Source organism: Pseudomonas sp. GW821-FHT07F05, assembly GCF_059418765.1.
In genome coordinates this window covers 153448-166874 of sequence record NZ_JBWKQL010000005.1, presented here as the reverse complement: position 1 = coordinate 166874, position 13427 = coordinate 153448, and the positions used below count along the sequence as shown (strand labels likewise).

The following is a 13427-nucleotide window of genomic DNA, read 5'->3' as shown; positions in this document are numbered from 1 at the left end:
ACCCCACCAACCACGATAGCCATATCGACGCAGATCGCATGCGTGAACGTGTGCAGCCACAATGTATTCGAGCACCGCCTATCGAATCGGAGCGTGGAGTATTGTTATCTTGGCTGTATATGCATACAGTTTATGGGGGCAAGTGAGGTTAAAAAATTCCTTGAGGCACATTGATATCATGATGTAGATTCAGGGCCTCAAACTATAATATGCAGACAAGGAAGTATCATGGACGTAAAGGTGAATTTCGCGGTTGTTCATGAGCTTGTAAAAGAGCAATTTAAAGATATTCAAGCTTCCGACATTCGCAAGGTTGTGCTTAATAAAGACAAACCAGCCGTTAGCAAATTGATAATCGGCGCAACATCAATTTACGGAAAAAAAAACAACGCTACTCACTATGGGATTTTTGCAAAAAAAACTGCGAGTGAATTTCCGAAAGACTTTGATGCCTACTCAAAAATTGCTATTTCGGAAAAATCCTTTCTCGAAGTTACTGAGTCAGCTATGGCGGAGCTCTATGTCGCAGCGAAAAAAACCACTGCTTCTTCGGGGGGGTATATCTTATTCGTAGACTATGAGAGCAGTCAGGGACGATTCTTGCTGATTGCAATGCTTAAAAAGCGTGATGGTTTGAGGCTTAACGAAAATCTGGAGCCTGAAGAATTAATTGAGCTGGATCTTAGTAGCCTGTATCACGCAGCTCGTATTAATTTCAATAAATATCAAGAGCACGCCACAGCGGATGATGAGGCGAAGCAAGAGCTAAACTATCTTAGCTTTTTGAGCCAAAGCGCAGGGCGATCGGCTGCGGGGTATTTTGTAACAGCACTTGGATGCGCAGTAGGAACCGCTTCAGCGGCGGCCACGAAAAATCTTATAATTGAGAGCGTTAAGTTTTTTAGGGATCGTCCGAATCTGCGTGACAAGAGAATTCAGTTCAAAGATGAGGTTTTGAGATATCTAGAGCGTCAGCGCGATTCTGGACAATCTGTCAAGCTATCGGAAGTTGAGGCGATTGCTCGTCAATTTTTTCCGGCAGAGATGGAAGGTCAGGCTGATGATTTAGCGGGTGAGTTTACAGGGCACCTCAATAGCGAAGCCGTCGGAGTTCCCGTTGAGTTTCCAATCAGCAAAGTAACACTTGATAAGTATACTCACGTGATATACAAGGATGACAACTGGCAGTTGAAGTTTGATCGGAATTCCCTAGGCGAGGGTGTGGATGCTGAAATTCGTTTTGTTGAGCAAGATCGAAAATTAATCATAAACAATCTTTCTGAAGGCGCTATTGAAGTCATTCGTCAAGCCATTGCGGATAAACGTGATGCTGCCGAGCCAGAGTAATTGCTATGGTAGATGTGAGTAAATTTGCCGAGGCATATCGGTTGCTTGGTCGTCCTGCTCTTGCGACGGCTAATGCATTTGATTTCAGAGCTTCTGCTTTTAACCCAGAAATCAATACTGCAATTGAAGCACTCGTAATTTCGAAGGCTGGCCGGTTTGACGAGCTACTGATTGACGGTGTGGATATAGATCCATCCGCCTTCAGTTCTTCTTCTTCGTGGTCAACTATTGAAGTTGCATTCATACTTGATACTTCGGGCGCGGTGCCGATTTTCAAAAGTTTTGATCAGCTTATGGCTCGATCAAAGAGCTTCGTTCGTACGCAAGTTCCGACAAGATTTTACATAATAGAAGAAAACATCCTATCTTCTGAGGAGCCTCTCGATAATCGGATAAAAACGCTTCATGCATTATGTCGCCTTATCGTTTATCTAGCTGATCTGGCACATTTTCACGATGAAAAGGAATCGAGTGATGAATATAAACTTGTTTTCGTTGCGGAAGATCTAGCTAAAGGCGAACGCGCCATAACGCTTTATCCATATCTGGATCGCGAATTGCTAGATTTTGAGATAAGCACAGAGCTAGTCGATAGCCTTCAAATGAGTAATTTGAATGAAAGTCCCCAGCTCTTCAAGGAACGAACTATTTTTCGCGCAACCTTGATTGAATATTTGGCTGCCCAGTATGGAGGAAAAGAACGCTTCAAGTTTCTAATTTCCACTTGGTCGCAGTTTTTGATTTTGTATGGAAATAATTTATCTACTTATCTTAGTGGCTTTTCTTTTCACAAAGCAAAGCAGGAAGTGGCAAATGCACAGCTAACAATAGCTGATCAAATGTCAAAGGTCGTAAGCGATATCAGTGGAAAAATTCTGGGCATCCCGATCTCGTTAGTTGTCGTTATTGCAATATCAAAAGCCGAAAGCATTTTAGAAAGCTCAATTTTGGTGCTGGGTATTTTAATAACCTCTGCTTTGTTAGCCGAAACCTTAGCAGCGCAAAAATTGCAATATGAGCGGATCAAACATTCTCGTATTATAATGTTTACGGCTCACCAGCAGAAATCACATCAATATCCAGAAGACTTACGAAGCTACATAAAAGACTCTGTAGAAGCATTAGCTATTAACGAGAGAAAGCTCAAGCGTTCTTTGATGGTATTAAGATTTCTCTCATGGTTCCCTGCAATCGTTGCGACAGTGCTCCACTCCTGCATTTTCAAAAGAGAATTTTTCTATGGCTTTGAGGAGGTTGTGGCTTTTGTGTGCACCCTTATTCACACTGTCTTCTTGTAATTTGATCTTATTGAAATTTACAAACACGAGGAATAGATGGGCTCAGTATACTTTTGAATAGCTTAATGCAGATCTATCACATTATTAGATTTTTTAGAAGTCAAGGAAAAAAATGCCAAAGAATGTACCATGTGATTTTCCCGAGCATTTTCGCGATTTTGTATTTATGCCAAAATTCGATGAGAATATTGAAGAGTTGGCTAGTATCGTTGAAAAAGAAGATTGGGAGCATCGATCAACTGCCTCAAGGCAGTCTCTCTTGTCAGATGCAGACGTGGGGATTATACCTTAGCTGACTGCCGGCTTCTGTCCGACCAAAATCTGAACCACAGGCAGCTTTCGACCCATTGCCGCCCTTCGCGGAGGACGTCAATCGGCTGCCATTGCGGACACATGGATTGAGTCACGTCTTTTTACGCAACTACCGTGTGATCTGATGTTGATGAGTTTAGCGGCTCCCGCCGTTCGAGGACCGCGGTTCACCCAGAGCCGTCCTGAAATTAAGGCATAGAAACGAGAATTTTTATCGTTACATTAGGTTAGATGGCGCAAAGGCCTCGCCCGTGCTACACAAAGAGCCAACAGATGGCTTGTCGCCATCGGCTAGGAGAGGGAGCTTTCGCTCCCTAATATCGAGCAGGGAGTTTCGAATGCAGATCGTGAAAACCAAAGGGCACCTAATCTATAGCGCTAATCATGGAGCACCTAGCCACGCATGCCTCGGGAGTTGTCGGAAGGTTTGGTGGCCGGATGACGTCCCATCGGACTTAGCGATTCTGGCGAGGCCAGCTTGTCCGCAGTGCGGCGGGCCGCTCACGATGGATATCCCATCAGGGCATTACAGTGTGATTTCTGATAATGCAGGGACGCTGAAAAAAGGCGACGCAACAATCACGAATGCTGGCCTCAACCTCGGCAGTTGATCAGCAAGGAAAATAGGTACGCCTAAAGAAGCCCGCACGTCGCGGGCCGATGTTGTGCTCGGGTCACGGCCAACCCTTATGTGTGACTTGATCTAAAAAGTACCGGGCTGGCTTGTCCGGTCCGTTCAGCACGACGATGTCAGGACGGGGAACGTGAATGGTTAGCAGCCCGCCTAGGGCGTGCTTCAAAGTGAAAGATGCGGTCCTAGCGCGGTTGTTGTATTTGAAGGTGAGAGTCAGCGTACTGAGCTGCTTCTGGATTGATGGCAGGATGAGGTTCAAGCCGTTTTCGATGTCCATAAATCATCTCTAGGAGTGAAGTTCACTTAGCAAATTATGTGACTGGATGACCTGGTCAACACCTAGAAGAGAGAGGCACCCGAAATAGCAGCTAGCTCGCCCAAGCCCTGCCGTCGAACGCTGGGCTAAGGTCATAGAAGAGGGCATTCCCCCTCAGGATCGGACAGGAAGATACCGGCATGTCAAAAGGTATGACGACACTGACTTTTCACGGTGGACCAAATGATGGCGAGGTACTGACGGACGTACCGACTATGCGTGTGTTTCCATTTGTGAACCTGCCAACCGGAACAGGACTCACAGAGGAGGCAGATGGTCAGGTAGGGGTTTTCGTTAAAGCTCGCCAGTTGCCTTTCAACTGGTTCATGTTCAAAACAGCGCGTTATGCCCTGCAGGAAATCGACCCTAGCTGTACAAGTGTGCACTATGTCTTCCTTGAGGCAGTTTCAGTCACGCGATGCCGAGCAATCACCAAGAAAAGCGGATGGTGTAAGAACGAGGCGATTACTGATCAGTAAGGTCTGTAGAACTCATGCTTGCAGTGCCAACGTAGAACTGAAACCTGATACGTAGCCAAATCGGCGCGCTGGCTACCGCGCCATAGGCTTGGTGGTTGCTGCTTCCCAGGTCGACAAGTCACCCTGTCCACTACCAGTTTTACGAACAACGGAAAAGACTATGGATAGAAAAGAGATCGCCAAACATGTCATTAAAAATAGTCTTGAGGATATACGTGCCATAACCATTCTTCTGGCTCAAAATTTAGAGATGCAGGCCATTTCGCTAATCTATGCGGCTATCGATCGATTAGCTTGGCTTGATGCCGACAAGGAGGAGAGCGGGAGCGCAGAGTACAAGAGATGGGTACACACCTTTCTTTTCAATGGAGAAGTTTTCAACTTCGATGCCGACGATCTTTGGGCGGCACGCTGTGGGAATATTCACACCGGTGCAGCTGAGTCTCGTGACTATCGTGCACATCGAGCCAGCGTGATTTATTATCACGTCAATACCGCCAGCATTCCGAACGACAAACTTCTAGCATTGATTGAACCGATCGCCATCCACATAGGTGTTCCCGTAGAAAAAATCCGCTTCGTGGATCACTACTGGCTGGCCGGTCGATTCATTGACTCGGTTAGTCGCTATGAGCAGTACCTCCTGACTGCTGACGTTAGAAGACTGCAGGAAGTACAGTCGAAGTCAGATCGGCAGCTTTCATTCCAAACGGTGAAATGATGCTGTAAGATAGCCACACCTATTGGCGTCGCGGCAGTCCAACACGCTGGAAAGAAGGTTTTGAATATGCGCTGTCGCTGTCTTTGAGCTTAAACTCGCCTGCTGGCGAGCTGGACGCAAAAAAGGGTGCTCGCAAGAATTCAGATACGTGGAGTTGGTTTCAGACAAGCCGGTTAGCTGATCATTTCGTCGAGGTTGGCGGCTCGACGGCTGCCGCTTAAATATTCCAACCACAGCGTAGGTGAATCCTCCGGTCGTATTTGCAGCCTATCGAAGGACATGAAGACCAATACAGAAAATCTAGATTGCAATGTATGCTTGATTTCGGCCTGCCTGTTTAGCTAAGTAAAGAGCTGCATCAGCTTTCTGTATTAGTTCCTTCGGAGTTTTTAGCAGTCTAGGCATTGTTGTTGCTACCCCAACGCTCAGGGTGACTACTGAGCTAGAGCTAGGGTGGTTATGTGGGATACCTACCGCCTGCATTGCCGTTAGCAGATTATTAGCGATCCCTAGGGCTCGATCTGAACCGATATTGGGGAGAACTATGCAGAATTCTTCACCCCCATATCTTGCAGCTAAGCTGGCGTTTTCAACCGACGCAGAGGTGAGCACTTTTGCTACCTGTATTAGGGCACTGTCGCCTTCAACATGGCCGAAAGCATCGTTGAATTTTTTGAAGTAATCGACGTCGATCATCAGTAACGATATTTCAGAATTATTATGGTCCATGATGTCCCAATATCGGTTTATAAACCGATCAAAGCTCGCGCGATTAGCGATGCCGGTGAGACCATCAACGTTTGCCAATGCTTTTAGTCTTTCATTAGAATCCTTAAGCTTTTCATTTGCTTTACCGAGATCTTCATTAGATTTCTTCAGGTCGTTCATTACCCTTTGTAGCGTCAAGTTGGTGTCTAGAAGTTGTTGTTGCGATACTCGAATTGCACGGTAAGCTTCGTCCAGCCGAAGAGTCTTGACATACGAATCTGAGTGATATTTGATTCTAGCAGATAGCTCCGCGCTGTCTGGTAATTTTATGATGAAGTCACTTGCACCATAGCTAAAGCAGCTTGATTTGTACTCGGCTGACTCCGTAGTCGCCATTACCACCACTGGTATGTTAGACGTTGTAATGTTCTTCTGTAGTGTCTGAAGTGTTGAAAGCCCTGTGTCATCACCCGAAAGTTTTCCAAGAAGAATTACAGTGGGCTGGAAATTTCTAATTTTTTTGAATATATCACTTGCTGCAACACAGCTCTCAATGTGAAAGTTTTTGTTAGTGTCAAACGCTCTTTTTATTGCCTCTTGAATCATCGACGCTTTATCGGCGATGAGCACTCGCGGTTCATCCTCGATTAGTTGCATATCTTCCATTTCCAGCTTATGCATTTTCTTATCCCCTGATTTTTTTGGCTTTTTCGTGATTACTCTGAACTTCTGGTACAGATGCTGCTAGGCCTAGTATTTAACCTTAAAAGTAGGTGAGTCCTCCGGCCGGTTCTCCCGGCGATCATAGATCTTGGTCGTGCTGATGTTGGCATGTCCGAGCCAGGCCTGCACCTTGGCGATGTCGGCCTCGTGTTCCAGGGCATTGGTGGCCGCCGTCGCTCGGAGTCCATGGACGCCCAGGCCGTCGACCTCGATCCCGGCCTTTTTCGCCCAGGTCGTCACCACGGTATAGATGCCGTTGGCCGTGATGCCGGCGCCGCTCAGCTTGCCTCGCAGCGGCATGAACAGTGGCACCTTCCTGTCGACCAGATGATGTCCCGAGCTTTCCAGGTACTGGTGAATGCGCCCGGCTGCCATCGGGTGCAACGGCAGGTAGCGCACCTTGCCGCCCTTGCCATGCACCTTCAGGTGCTGGATCCCGCGGCGTTCCTGGATGTCGCTGACCTGCAGCAGCGCCGCTTCTTCACGGCGCAGCCCGTGATAGAGAAGAACAGCCAATAATGCCCGGTCGCGCTGTCCTTTAAGCGTGGTTTCATCCGGCGCCTCGAGCAGCGCCTTTGCCTGGTGATCACCCAGTGCCGGCGTCTTGCCTTCGTTGCTTTCAATCTTCGGTCTTTTTACCCCGTGCACGGGGTTGCCGCCGGCGATCGCATTGCTTTCCAGGAGGTGATCAAAGAGGCTGGCCAGCGCGGCCAATTTGCGCCGGATCGTGGCGCCGGCCAAACCGCGATGCTCGAGCTGGGCCCGCCAGGCCAGAACGTGCGATCGGGTCACCACACGAAACTCATCAGCCGACGCCAAACCGACAAACCCACAGAAGTCTTCCAGGTCATTCTGGTAGGCACGACGAGTGCGCGGGTTGTCCAGGTTGGCAAACCACTCGACCGCGGCCGGAACCTGGGCCAGCGTCTGAAATTCGACCGAGGTGAGCCGACGCTGATCATTCTGATGGGCTTTCGTCAGTTCCTGCATAGCATTCTCACTATTGGCTCTTTCTCGACCACTTCTCACCTCTCCAGTCACGAAAGCAACGTCAAGCATCGCCTTCGCCTGCAAAACCGACAAACGGCAAAAATTGGTGATAACCTATTTTATTGCCACTTAAGCGTTGCTACCCATACTCTTATGGCGCTTCTGACTCCTGCTAGAAGAATCCGTTTCTGACCGGTACTGCGAGGCATGAACGGCAGAAATCGGCCAAAAGCGGACGCTGGACAGCTCTGCCGTCAGTCGCTAGGCTCAGCCGTCGCTGACATTCAGGTCTTTCACAAACTCATAACACGCAGCCAAAAGTTAGGAGCCGGCACACCTATGGCCTACGAACTTCATATTGTCAGACCAATGGAAATAGCTCTTGAAGAATGGCAATCACTTTGCGCAAGTGATTCATCGATGAAGCTAGAACACGAGTTGGCTCGTAGAAATCCCGTCACCGGTGAAACGATTGTTTCCAGCGGCAAAAACTCGGCAATTTGGACGTCTCCACTAACACAGCAACAGTTTCTCTTTGATTATCGCAAGGGGGTGATTTCCTTCGTCTACAACGATGCGGCAATCATTAAGGCCAAGGAAATTGCGAAAGCACTCGCAGCCAGCGTTGAAGGCGATGAAGGTGAGGCATATTGAAAATGCCCTGTGACGGATGCTTTCTCGCTTCCTCTCAGCGGTTTTCACCTGCTGGCTGCCGACAGGCCGCTATGGGTCGATAGCAGCCGGTCGTGACTGACCGTTATCGGCCTATATCGGCTTGTCACCGACGTCCGCTCCCGGCCACAAGCGGTCACTCACGAATGGCTTTTATCGATCTAATGGCAGGCTTCTAAAGCCCTAGAACTCGGATTTAGCGAAGAGAGGCACCATCACGTGGTGCCCTGCATTGCGGGGTCTGGGGGCAAGTGTATCTATTTAAAAGGCTTCGCTTTGCATGCCGTCAAGACGATTTGAGGTTCACGCCTCTGGTCTATTCGTAAGCTGCTCCCGCCGGGTATCCAGATCTGATTGGTGGCCATAAAACGGCACGTGGATTCCAGGGCCGACCGTAACTAAAACAAGATCCCGCAGCAAATCCCCCCAGTTGGTTCCAGCCAACTCCTCAGACGGGACGTTCAGCAACATTGCTGCCTGGTCACGATCGCGGGACGGGTGCCAATGGATTTCGCGACCATCGCGAGTGTGCGTTTGTATGTGATCTGGCATCAGCCCGCCGTTGAAATGAAGCGTCACCCGATCAAATCGCCTGCCTATGTAGCTAAGAGCTAGATCCAGGATCACACCACGTAGTTCAGGGGTTGGCACAGCCTCTTTCCACTCTACGACTGGCCCGCGCGCCATTGTGACCATCGGGTATCCAGTAGTCAGCGTTGGGCGTGCAAAAATCTGTTGATAGCCTATGCCGCCCCCTTTAACTCCTCGCTCCGTCCTGCTCGTGATGAAATGGTCCCATGAGAAGGGGCTGATATCAGTGGCTTGCTCAGGTTCGCGCGCAGCCCGAACCGAATGCAGCGTCAATCCTCTTGGCCAGTTGAACGTGACATTAGCTTTTCCTGTCAAAATTTGAGCCTCAGATGATCCCGCCGCCTCGAGAAGCGCCAGTGGAAAATCAATACATCGAGTCTTCCCTTGAAGTAGCAAGGAGTGAACTGGGCGCATTGGGCCTGACGGTAACTCCGGCACGGAGGATGCCTGAAAAATGAGAGGCAAGCCCGCAGTAGTCCTTTCCGCTATCTTGATCTCGATCACGTCAAGGTAGTCGCGGATCGACCAATAGAATTTTGGCGCCGGATTACATTTATGAGACCAATACTCGTTCAGAAACCGAGATATCAGAGAGAGGTCTTGGTGGTTGGCCTGGATGCCTTTTCGCGCGAGCCAAGTTAACGCTTGCGATGGATCGAGGATGACCGCTGCGGAGCGGGTCATGTCATCCATGCATGTGCCAGCACCTTTCTCGTAACTGATTGCAGCAGCGAGAGTGTTGAATCCGAGGCAGGAAGCAAAAAGCTCGTGCTATTGCCGGAAGTGAAGGCTGCCTAGCGGAGTATTTTTGAAGAATGCGAGCGCGTCGGAGGACGGGCCGGTGATGATGGTTCTGCTCATTGATAGACTCCCAATTCGGTTTTCCAGGACATAGGTTTGTCCAGGCGTAGATGTGCTTCACCAGCTGGGCTGGTTAGCATTCGCATGACCGGTTAGTGCGTTAGCTACGAATGCTCGAAACACACCCCCCGAAGGGAGCTGCATGTGCTGCGGGCTTATTTCTGATAGAAAAAAATGCCTGGAGTGGTCTGCTCAGTGGCTGGTCTGAGCATACATCACAATGAGGGGAGACGCGACATTGAGGCATTGATTGCTTGAAATGCTGCAATGGGTCGAATGTTGACGTTCACATGGACCAACGCTACTCAGGTAATCGCCACACCACGCCTTGGTGACAGCCCCACTCGGTCGCGAGTCTCTCGACCGTCTCCAAAAGTATATTCGCCCAGCCCATCGTTGAAATTGAACGGCGTTGATCCTTCAACGTTGATCTAGACAACCCACCTGCTCTCTTGTCGCTTAATCGTGGGCCCAAGTCACAGCCGCGGGATTAGACCGTTCGTCACTCCAGCGACGTGCGCATTGTTATGCGTATAGAAATGCGCATAATAGAACGGCGCTGCCAATATCTGACTACTGAATCTGACTACAGAATCTGACTACCGAATCTGACTACCGAATCTGACACTGAATTTGACTACCGAACCGAGGCATCAAGCGCATGAGTGCACTCCTTGACCGAGCTGAACAGGCTGTGTCCGCAACAGCAATGGTCCGCGGCTTCAGCGCGAAATTGAAGGAGGTCACCAGTGGGATAACAACTCACCTGGTGATCTTCAAGGACAACGAGCCAGCAGCGGTATTAGTAGGTGTAGATGCCTATCAGGCCTTGCAAGATGAGCTTGAAGACCTTCGCGCCGAGCGCATGGCCATCGAACGCCTGTCCACCTTGAACGAAATGAACACAGTGAGCCTTGAGGACATGGAGGCGAACTTCAAGTAGGCAAAACCAATGAGTTGGAGCGTCCGGTTTCATCCCGAAGTAGAGCAAGACCTCAAACAGCTGGGGACGGCTGAAGCGAGGAGGATCCTGAAGGTGATACGCGAGCGTATCGCTGACGGAGAGCCAGATAAAATCGGCAAGCCCCTTCGCGGGGTTCTCGCCGGTCACCGCCGGATTCGGGCAGGCGATGTGCGCATCGTCTACCGAATTAACGGCACCGAAGTTGTCCTAGTCCTATGTGTGGGCCCTAGGCGAGACAATGAGGTGTATGAGGCCGCGACCCGGCGCACATGACCAAAACCCGCTTCGGCGGGTTTTTTATTGTGTGACATTCAAGCGCTGCAGGATCCAGCACCTTAAGGTGCAGGGCAAGGGCGGGAAAGTGCGGATCTGCCTTTGTATCCAGTGGCCGCCGGGCACGTTCTCCAGTACCTGGAAAGCTCAGGGCATCATTGGGCGGACAGGAAGGTGCCGCTCTTCATCCCATTACGCGGCAAGCTGACCGGTGCCGGCATCACGGCCAACGGCATCTACACCGTGGTGGCGGCATACGCAAACATGGCTGGGATTCAGGTCGACGGCCTGGGCGTCCATGGACTCAGGTCTACTGCGTCCACCAATGCTTTGGAACATGAAGCCGATATCGCCTAGGTCCAGGCTTGGCTGGCTCATGCCAATATCAGCACAACCAAGATCTATGATCGCCGGGAGAACCGGCCGGAGGATTCACCGACCTACAAAAGTGAAGTATTAACAGAGGGGATTGAGGCCTAAGCGATAGCTCAACCTCGCGCACTGTCGAGAATGTCATGCAGCGCTGTCCACGGATTCAGGCATTCCGCGTCGCGGGCTGGACAGGTCTTGCCATGTGAAAAAGGGATTTCGCAGTCCTCCAGGGCTTGGCTTTCCAAGCATACCGTGCACACCGAGCGACCGGCGACGATCATCCATCGGACGTTCCATTCCTCAATCCGTCGTTCATTCTTCACAGTCCTATTCCTCAACGTGCATGGGCAGAGGTTGACAGTACAGCCGTGCAGGACCAGATTTATACGCTCAAAACCATACCATTGTTTGCGTGTAACCCACGCGCCCAACCCAATAATGGACTGGTCGGGACTTTAAGTCGCCGGTATGGGCGTACATGGAGTGCTCACAACGGCTGCGACTGATGCCTGGAGGATGAGGCGGACCTGCCAACCTCCAGGCTTGGCTTGGCCATGCGAACATCAGTACCATTAGGATCTATGATCGTCGGCAGAAAAGGCCCGAGGATCCTACGACATACGAATTGAAATATAGCCTACGCCTATCGGGGAAGTGCGTAGCCCGCTAACTTGCCGTAGAATGACTCTTTGAAAGCTAATCAAGGGAATGACCTGTGCAAAATGATCGAACCGTTACATGCCCGCACTGCTTGAATAATGTGCCTTGGGGAGCCCGTGTATGTCGGGGGTGCAATGCTGAAATCACTTATGGTCCTCCTTTGATAGCTCAAGCTATTGCACTTCTAATACCAACAATAATCGCTTGGTCTGTCACACAGGTCATCAATAAATACTTGTTCAGTCACGATACCTTACTAGCAGTGGTTTTTTTAGCGATATTCATACCGATCGTAATCAAGACTATGAAATATTGCAAAAATAGATACAAAGACAATACATATTTCAAACGGCTTTACAGAAACTAGTCGGTCAAAAGTCTATTAGGCCAGGGGTGGGGGCAACGGCTCTCTCCTAGCGAGTGCGTAAACCACGCCCTGGTACTGTCTAGGCCCGTTGCGGAAAAGATCTCACCCTGGACAGGTGTAAAATCGTTACCGCATTTTTATTAGCTCACCACAGGCAATCCTTGCTTTGAAGTTGTTCAACACTTCATTGATGTCACATTCGCCGCGTGCAAAACGCTGAAGATCGAGAACTACCTTCGCATCGGGCTCGAGGCCTTCCAGGCGTTGGTTTGCAAGAGCGTTTGCGACGGCGTCCTCACGGAAGCTAGTGGTAGTCGGCATGGAGTATCCAGGATGGGTCGCGTGGCAATGAGCGTCAGGGCTTGGGCGTTACAAACTCGGCTAGATCGATCTCACCGTTGATAAAACGCTCTGCATGAGCCTCGGCCTCAGCGCTGAGGACGAAACCCGACAGCCCAACCGAAGCCCGCGCATAATTGGCAGCCTTTTTGCGACGCTGACGCTCTTCGTCGCTGATGGGAAATTTTTTCGGCTCATCAGCCATGCTTGGCTCTCCTCAAAGTTTCTAAAAAAACGCCACTCATTGATTAAGTTTTAGCGACATTTTCTATCTATCAGCTACGCGGCGATAGACTCCAATTTTCGATTCCACGCTCTGGAAACCGCAACGCATAGCCAGGCTTAACGCTGCGATGTTTCGTAATTATCTCATGAGTTCGTGATTGGCTACCACGGCTGTTGGTCCTGCAAGCCGGGTCGTCTGTCTCGCGAAACTCAGAGGCCTTGAGGGATTCAGAGCACGTCCTATTCCCATGTGCCAAAATCCGTCTGATCCTCCAAAGGCTGCATGAAGTTCCAAAGCGGCCGAATACGAAAGGCAGCTTTCGGCCAGTAGCGGTCCTTCGAACGCGCCTACGTAAGAAGAACTGAGTCAGAATTGTTAATCCTCGTCGTTGTTGGCATCGATTTCGTCTAGCCTCCGAAGATGTTCCTCGTGCTTATCATTTTTGAAATCTTCAGTTGCAATTGAACAACGGCCTCACTGCCCAACCCGAACCATGCGCTTCCATCCTAATGAGCGAGCCCAAAATGAGGCGGGCTTGCGGAGTACAGCGGAAGTCGGTTCCTGCTCATCCGTG

14 protein-coding genes and 2 pseudogenes are annotated in these 13427 nt (G+C 49.9%); 10 read left to right on the top strand and 6 right to left on the bottom strand.

What is annotated here, in order from left to right; all coding sequences use genetic code 11:
• Positions 1-228 precede the first annotated feature (228 nt).
• From AC07RO_RS13600 to AC07RO_RS13590, 3 genes are all read left to right on the top strand, one after another.
• Positions 229-1347: a nucleoid-associated protein gene (locus AC07RO_RS13600; RefSeq protein ID WP_495086271.1), complete on the top strand. Its 1119-nt coding sequence runs from the start codon at positions 229-231 to the stop codon at positions 1345-1347.
• A gap of 5 nt (positions 1348-1352) precedes the next feature.
• A complete protein-coding gene (locus AC07RO_RS13595) occupies positions 1353-2645 on the top strand; it encodes a hypothetical protein (RefSeq protein WP_495086270.1) in 1293 nt (430 codons plus the stop codon).
• A 112-nt stretch (positions 2646-2757) separates the two neighbouring features.
• Positions 2758-2937, top strand: a complete 180-nt coding sequence (locus AC07RO_RS13590; protein WP_495086269.1) for a hypothetical protein — start codon at positions 2758-2760, stop codon at positions 2935-2937.
• A 694-nt stretch (positions 2938-3631) separates the two neighbouring features.
• On the opposite strand, the gene AC07RO_RS13585 is transcribed toward AC07RO_RS13590, so the two are convergent.
• Positions 3632-3868, bottom strand: a complete 237-nt coding sequence (locus tag AC07RO_RS13585) for a hypothetical protein (protein ID WP_495086268.1) — start codon at positions 3866-3868, stop codon at positions 3632-3634.
• 179 nt (positions 3869-4047) lie between these two features.
• Here AC07RO_RS13585 and AC07RO_RS13580 point away from each other — a divergent pair, with 179 nt between their 5' ends.
• The gene (locus AC07RO_RS13580) at positions 4048-4386 is read left to right on the top strand and encodes a hypothetical protein (protein ID WP_495086267.1); all 339 of its coding nucleotides are present in this window, start codon (positions 4048-4050) and stop codon (positions 4384-4386) included.
• Between the two features lie 160 nt (positions 4387-4546).
• Positions 4547-5107: a hypothetical protein gene (locus AC07RO_RS13575; RefSeq protein ID WP_495086266.1), complete on the top strand. Its 561-nt coding sequence runs from the start codon at positions 4547-4549 to the stop codon at positions 5105-5107.
• Between the two features lie 300 nt (positions 5108-5407).
• Here AC07RO_RS13575 and AC07RO_RS13570 read toward each other — a convergent pair whose 3' ends face one another.
• Together AC07RO_RS13570 and AC07RO_RS13565 are read right to left on the bottom strand one after the other, a co-directional pair.
• Positions 5408-6496: a diguanylate cyclase domain-containing protein gene (locus AC07RO_RS13570; protein WP_423574441.1), complete on the bottom strand. Its 1089-nt coding sequence runs from the start codon at positions 6494-6496 to the stop codon at positions 5408-5410.
• A gap of 69 nt (positions 6497-6565) precedes the next feature.
• Complete coding sequence (locus AC07RO_RS13565; RefSeq protein WP_495086265.1) at positions 6566-7528, bottom strand: tyrosine-type recombinase/integrase; 963 nt, start codon at positions 7526-7528, stop codon at positions 6566-6568.
• 339 nt (positions 7529-7867) lie between these two features.
• Here AC07RO_RS13565 and AC07RO_RS13560 point away from each other — a divergent pair, with 339 nt between their 5' ends.
• Positions 7868-8182: a hypothetical protein gene (locus tag AC07RO_RS13560; RefSeq protein WP_495086264.1), complete on the top strand. Its 315-nt coding sequence runs from the start codon at positions 7868-7870 to the stop codon at positions 8180-8182.
• Between the two features lie 321 nt (positions 8183-8503).
• On the opposite strand, the gene AC07RO_RS13555 is transcribed toward AC07RO_RS13560, so the two are convergent.
• A complete protein-coding gene (locus AC07RO_RS13555) occupies positions 8504-9484 on the bottom strand; it encodes a hypothetical protein (protein WP_495086263.1) in 981 nt (326 codons plus the stop codon).
• Positions 9485-10361: 877 nt separating this feature from the next.
• On the opposite strand from AC07RO_RS13555, the gene AC07RO_RS13550 reads away from it, so the two are divergent.
• From AC07RO_RS13550 to AC07RO_RS13535, 4 genes and pseudogenes are all read left to right on the top strand, one after another.
• Entirely contained in the window at positions 10362-10595 is a 234-nt protein-coding gene (locus tag AC07RO_RS13550) for a type II toxin-antitoxin system Phd/YefM family antitoxin (protein WP_495086340.1), read from the top strand.
• A gap of 9 nt (positions 10596-10604) precedes the next feature.
• A complete protein-coding gene (locus AC07RO_RS13545) occupies positions 10605-10889 on the top strand; it encodes a type II toxin-antitoxin system RelE family toxin (RefSeq protein WP_495086262.1) in 285 nt (94 codons plus the stop codon).
• A 40-nt stretch (positions 10890-10929) separates the two neighbouring features.
• Positions 10930-11369, top strand: a pseudogene (locus tag AC07RO_RS13540) (tyrosine-type recombinase/integrase); the annotation flags it as partial.
• A gap of 351 nt (positions 11370-11720) precedes the next feature.
• Positions 11721-11931: pseudogene (locus AC07RO_RS13535) on the top strand (hypothetical protein); the annotation flags it as partial.
• A 483-nt stretch (positions 11932-12414) separates the two neighbouring features.
• On the opposite strand, the gene AC07RO_RS13530 reads toward AC07RO_RS13535, so the two are convergent.
• Positions 12415-12609, bottom strand: coding sequence for an antitoxin VbhA family protein (locus AC07RO_RS13530; protein WP_495086261.1), 195 nt, complete (start codon positions 12607-12609; stop codon positions 12415-12417).
• Positions 12610-12643: 34 nt separating this feature from the next.
• On the bottom strand, positions 12644-12832 hold the full coding sequence (locus AC07RO_RS13525) for an antitoxin VbhA family protein (RefSeq protein WP_495086260.1): 189 nt from the start codon (positions 12830-12832) through the stop codon (positions 12644-12646).
• Positions 12833-13427: the final 595 nt, after the last annotated feature.

What these genes read in the sequence shown, in the direction of transcription:
- AC07RO_RS13600 (WP_495086271.1), top strand. Translation starts at nt 229, where the DNA reads ATGGACGTAAAGGTGAATTTCGCGGTTGTTCATGAGCTTGTAAAAGAG.
- AC07RO_RS13595 (WP_495086270.1), top strand. Translation starts at nt 1,353, where the DNA reads ATGGTAGATGTGAGTAAATTTGCCGAGGCATATCGGTTGCTTGGTCGT.
- AC07RO_RS13590 (WP_495086269.1), top strand. Translation starts at nt 2,758, where the DNA reads ATGCCAAAGAATGTACCATGTGATTTTCCCGAGCATTTTCGCGATTTT.
- AC07RO_RS13585 (WP_495086268.1), bottom strand. Translation starts at nt 3,868, where the DNA reads ATGGACATCGAAAACGGCTTGAACCTCATCCTGCCATCAATCCAGAAG.
- AC07RO_RS13580 (WP_495086267.1), top strand. Translation starts at nt 4,048, where the DNA reads ATGTCAAAAGGTATGACGACACTGACTTTTCACGGTGGACCAAATGAT.
- AC07RO_RS13575 (WP_495086266.1), top strand. Translation starts at nt 4,547, where the DNA reads ATGGATAGAAAAGAGATCGCCAAACATGTCATTAAAAATAGTCTTGAG.
- AC07RO_RS13570 (WP_423574441.1), bottom strand. Translation starts at nt 6,496, where the DNA reads ATGCATAAGCTGGAAATGGAAGATATGCAACTAATCGAGGATGAACCG.
- AC07RO_RS13565 (WP_495086265.1), bottom strand. Translation starts at nt 7,528, where the DNA reads ATGCAGGAACTGACGAAAGCCCATCAGAATGATCAGCGTCGGCTCACC.
- AC07RO_RS13560 (WP_495086264.1), top strand. Translation starts at nt 7,868, where the DNA reads ATGGCCTACGAACTTCATATTGTCAGACCAATGGAAATAGCTCTTGAA.
- AC07RO_RS13555 (WP_495086263.1), bottom strand. Translation starts at nt 9,484, where the DNA reads ATGGATGACATGACCCGCTCCGCAGCGGTCATCCTCGATCCATCGCAA.
- AC07RO_RS13550 (WP_495086340.1), top strand. Translation starts at nt 10,362, where the DNA reads ATGGTCCGCGGCTTCAGCGCGAAATTGAAGGAGGTCACCAGTGGGATA.
- AC07RO_RS13545 (WP_495086262.1), top strand. Translation starts at nt 10,605, where the DNA reads ATGAGTTGGAGCGTCCGGTTTCATCCCGAAGTAGAGCAAGACCTCAAA.
- AC07RO_RS13530 (WP_495086261.1), bottom strand. Translation starts at nt 12,609, where the DNA reads ATGCCGACTACCACTAGCTTCCGTGAGGACGCCGTCGCAAACGCTCTT.
- AC07RO_RS13525 (WP_495086260.1), bottom strand. Translation starts at nt 12,832, where the DNA reads ATGGCTGATGAGCCGAAAAAATTTCCCATCAGCGACGAAGAGCGTCAG.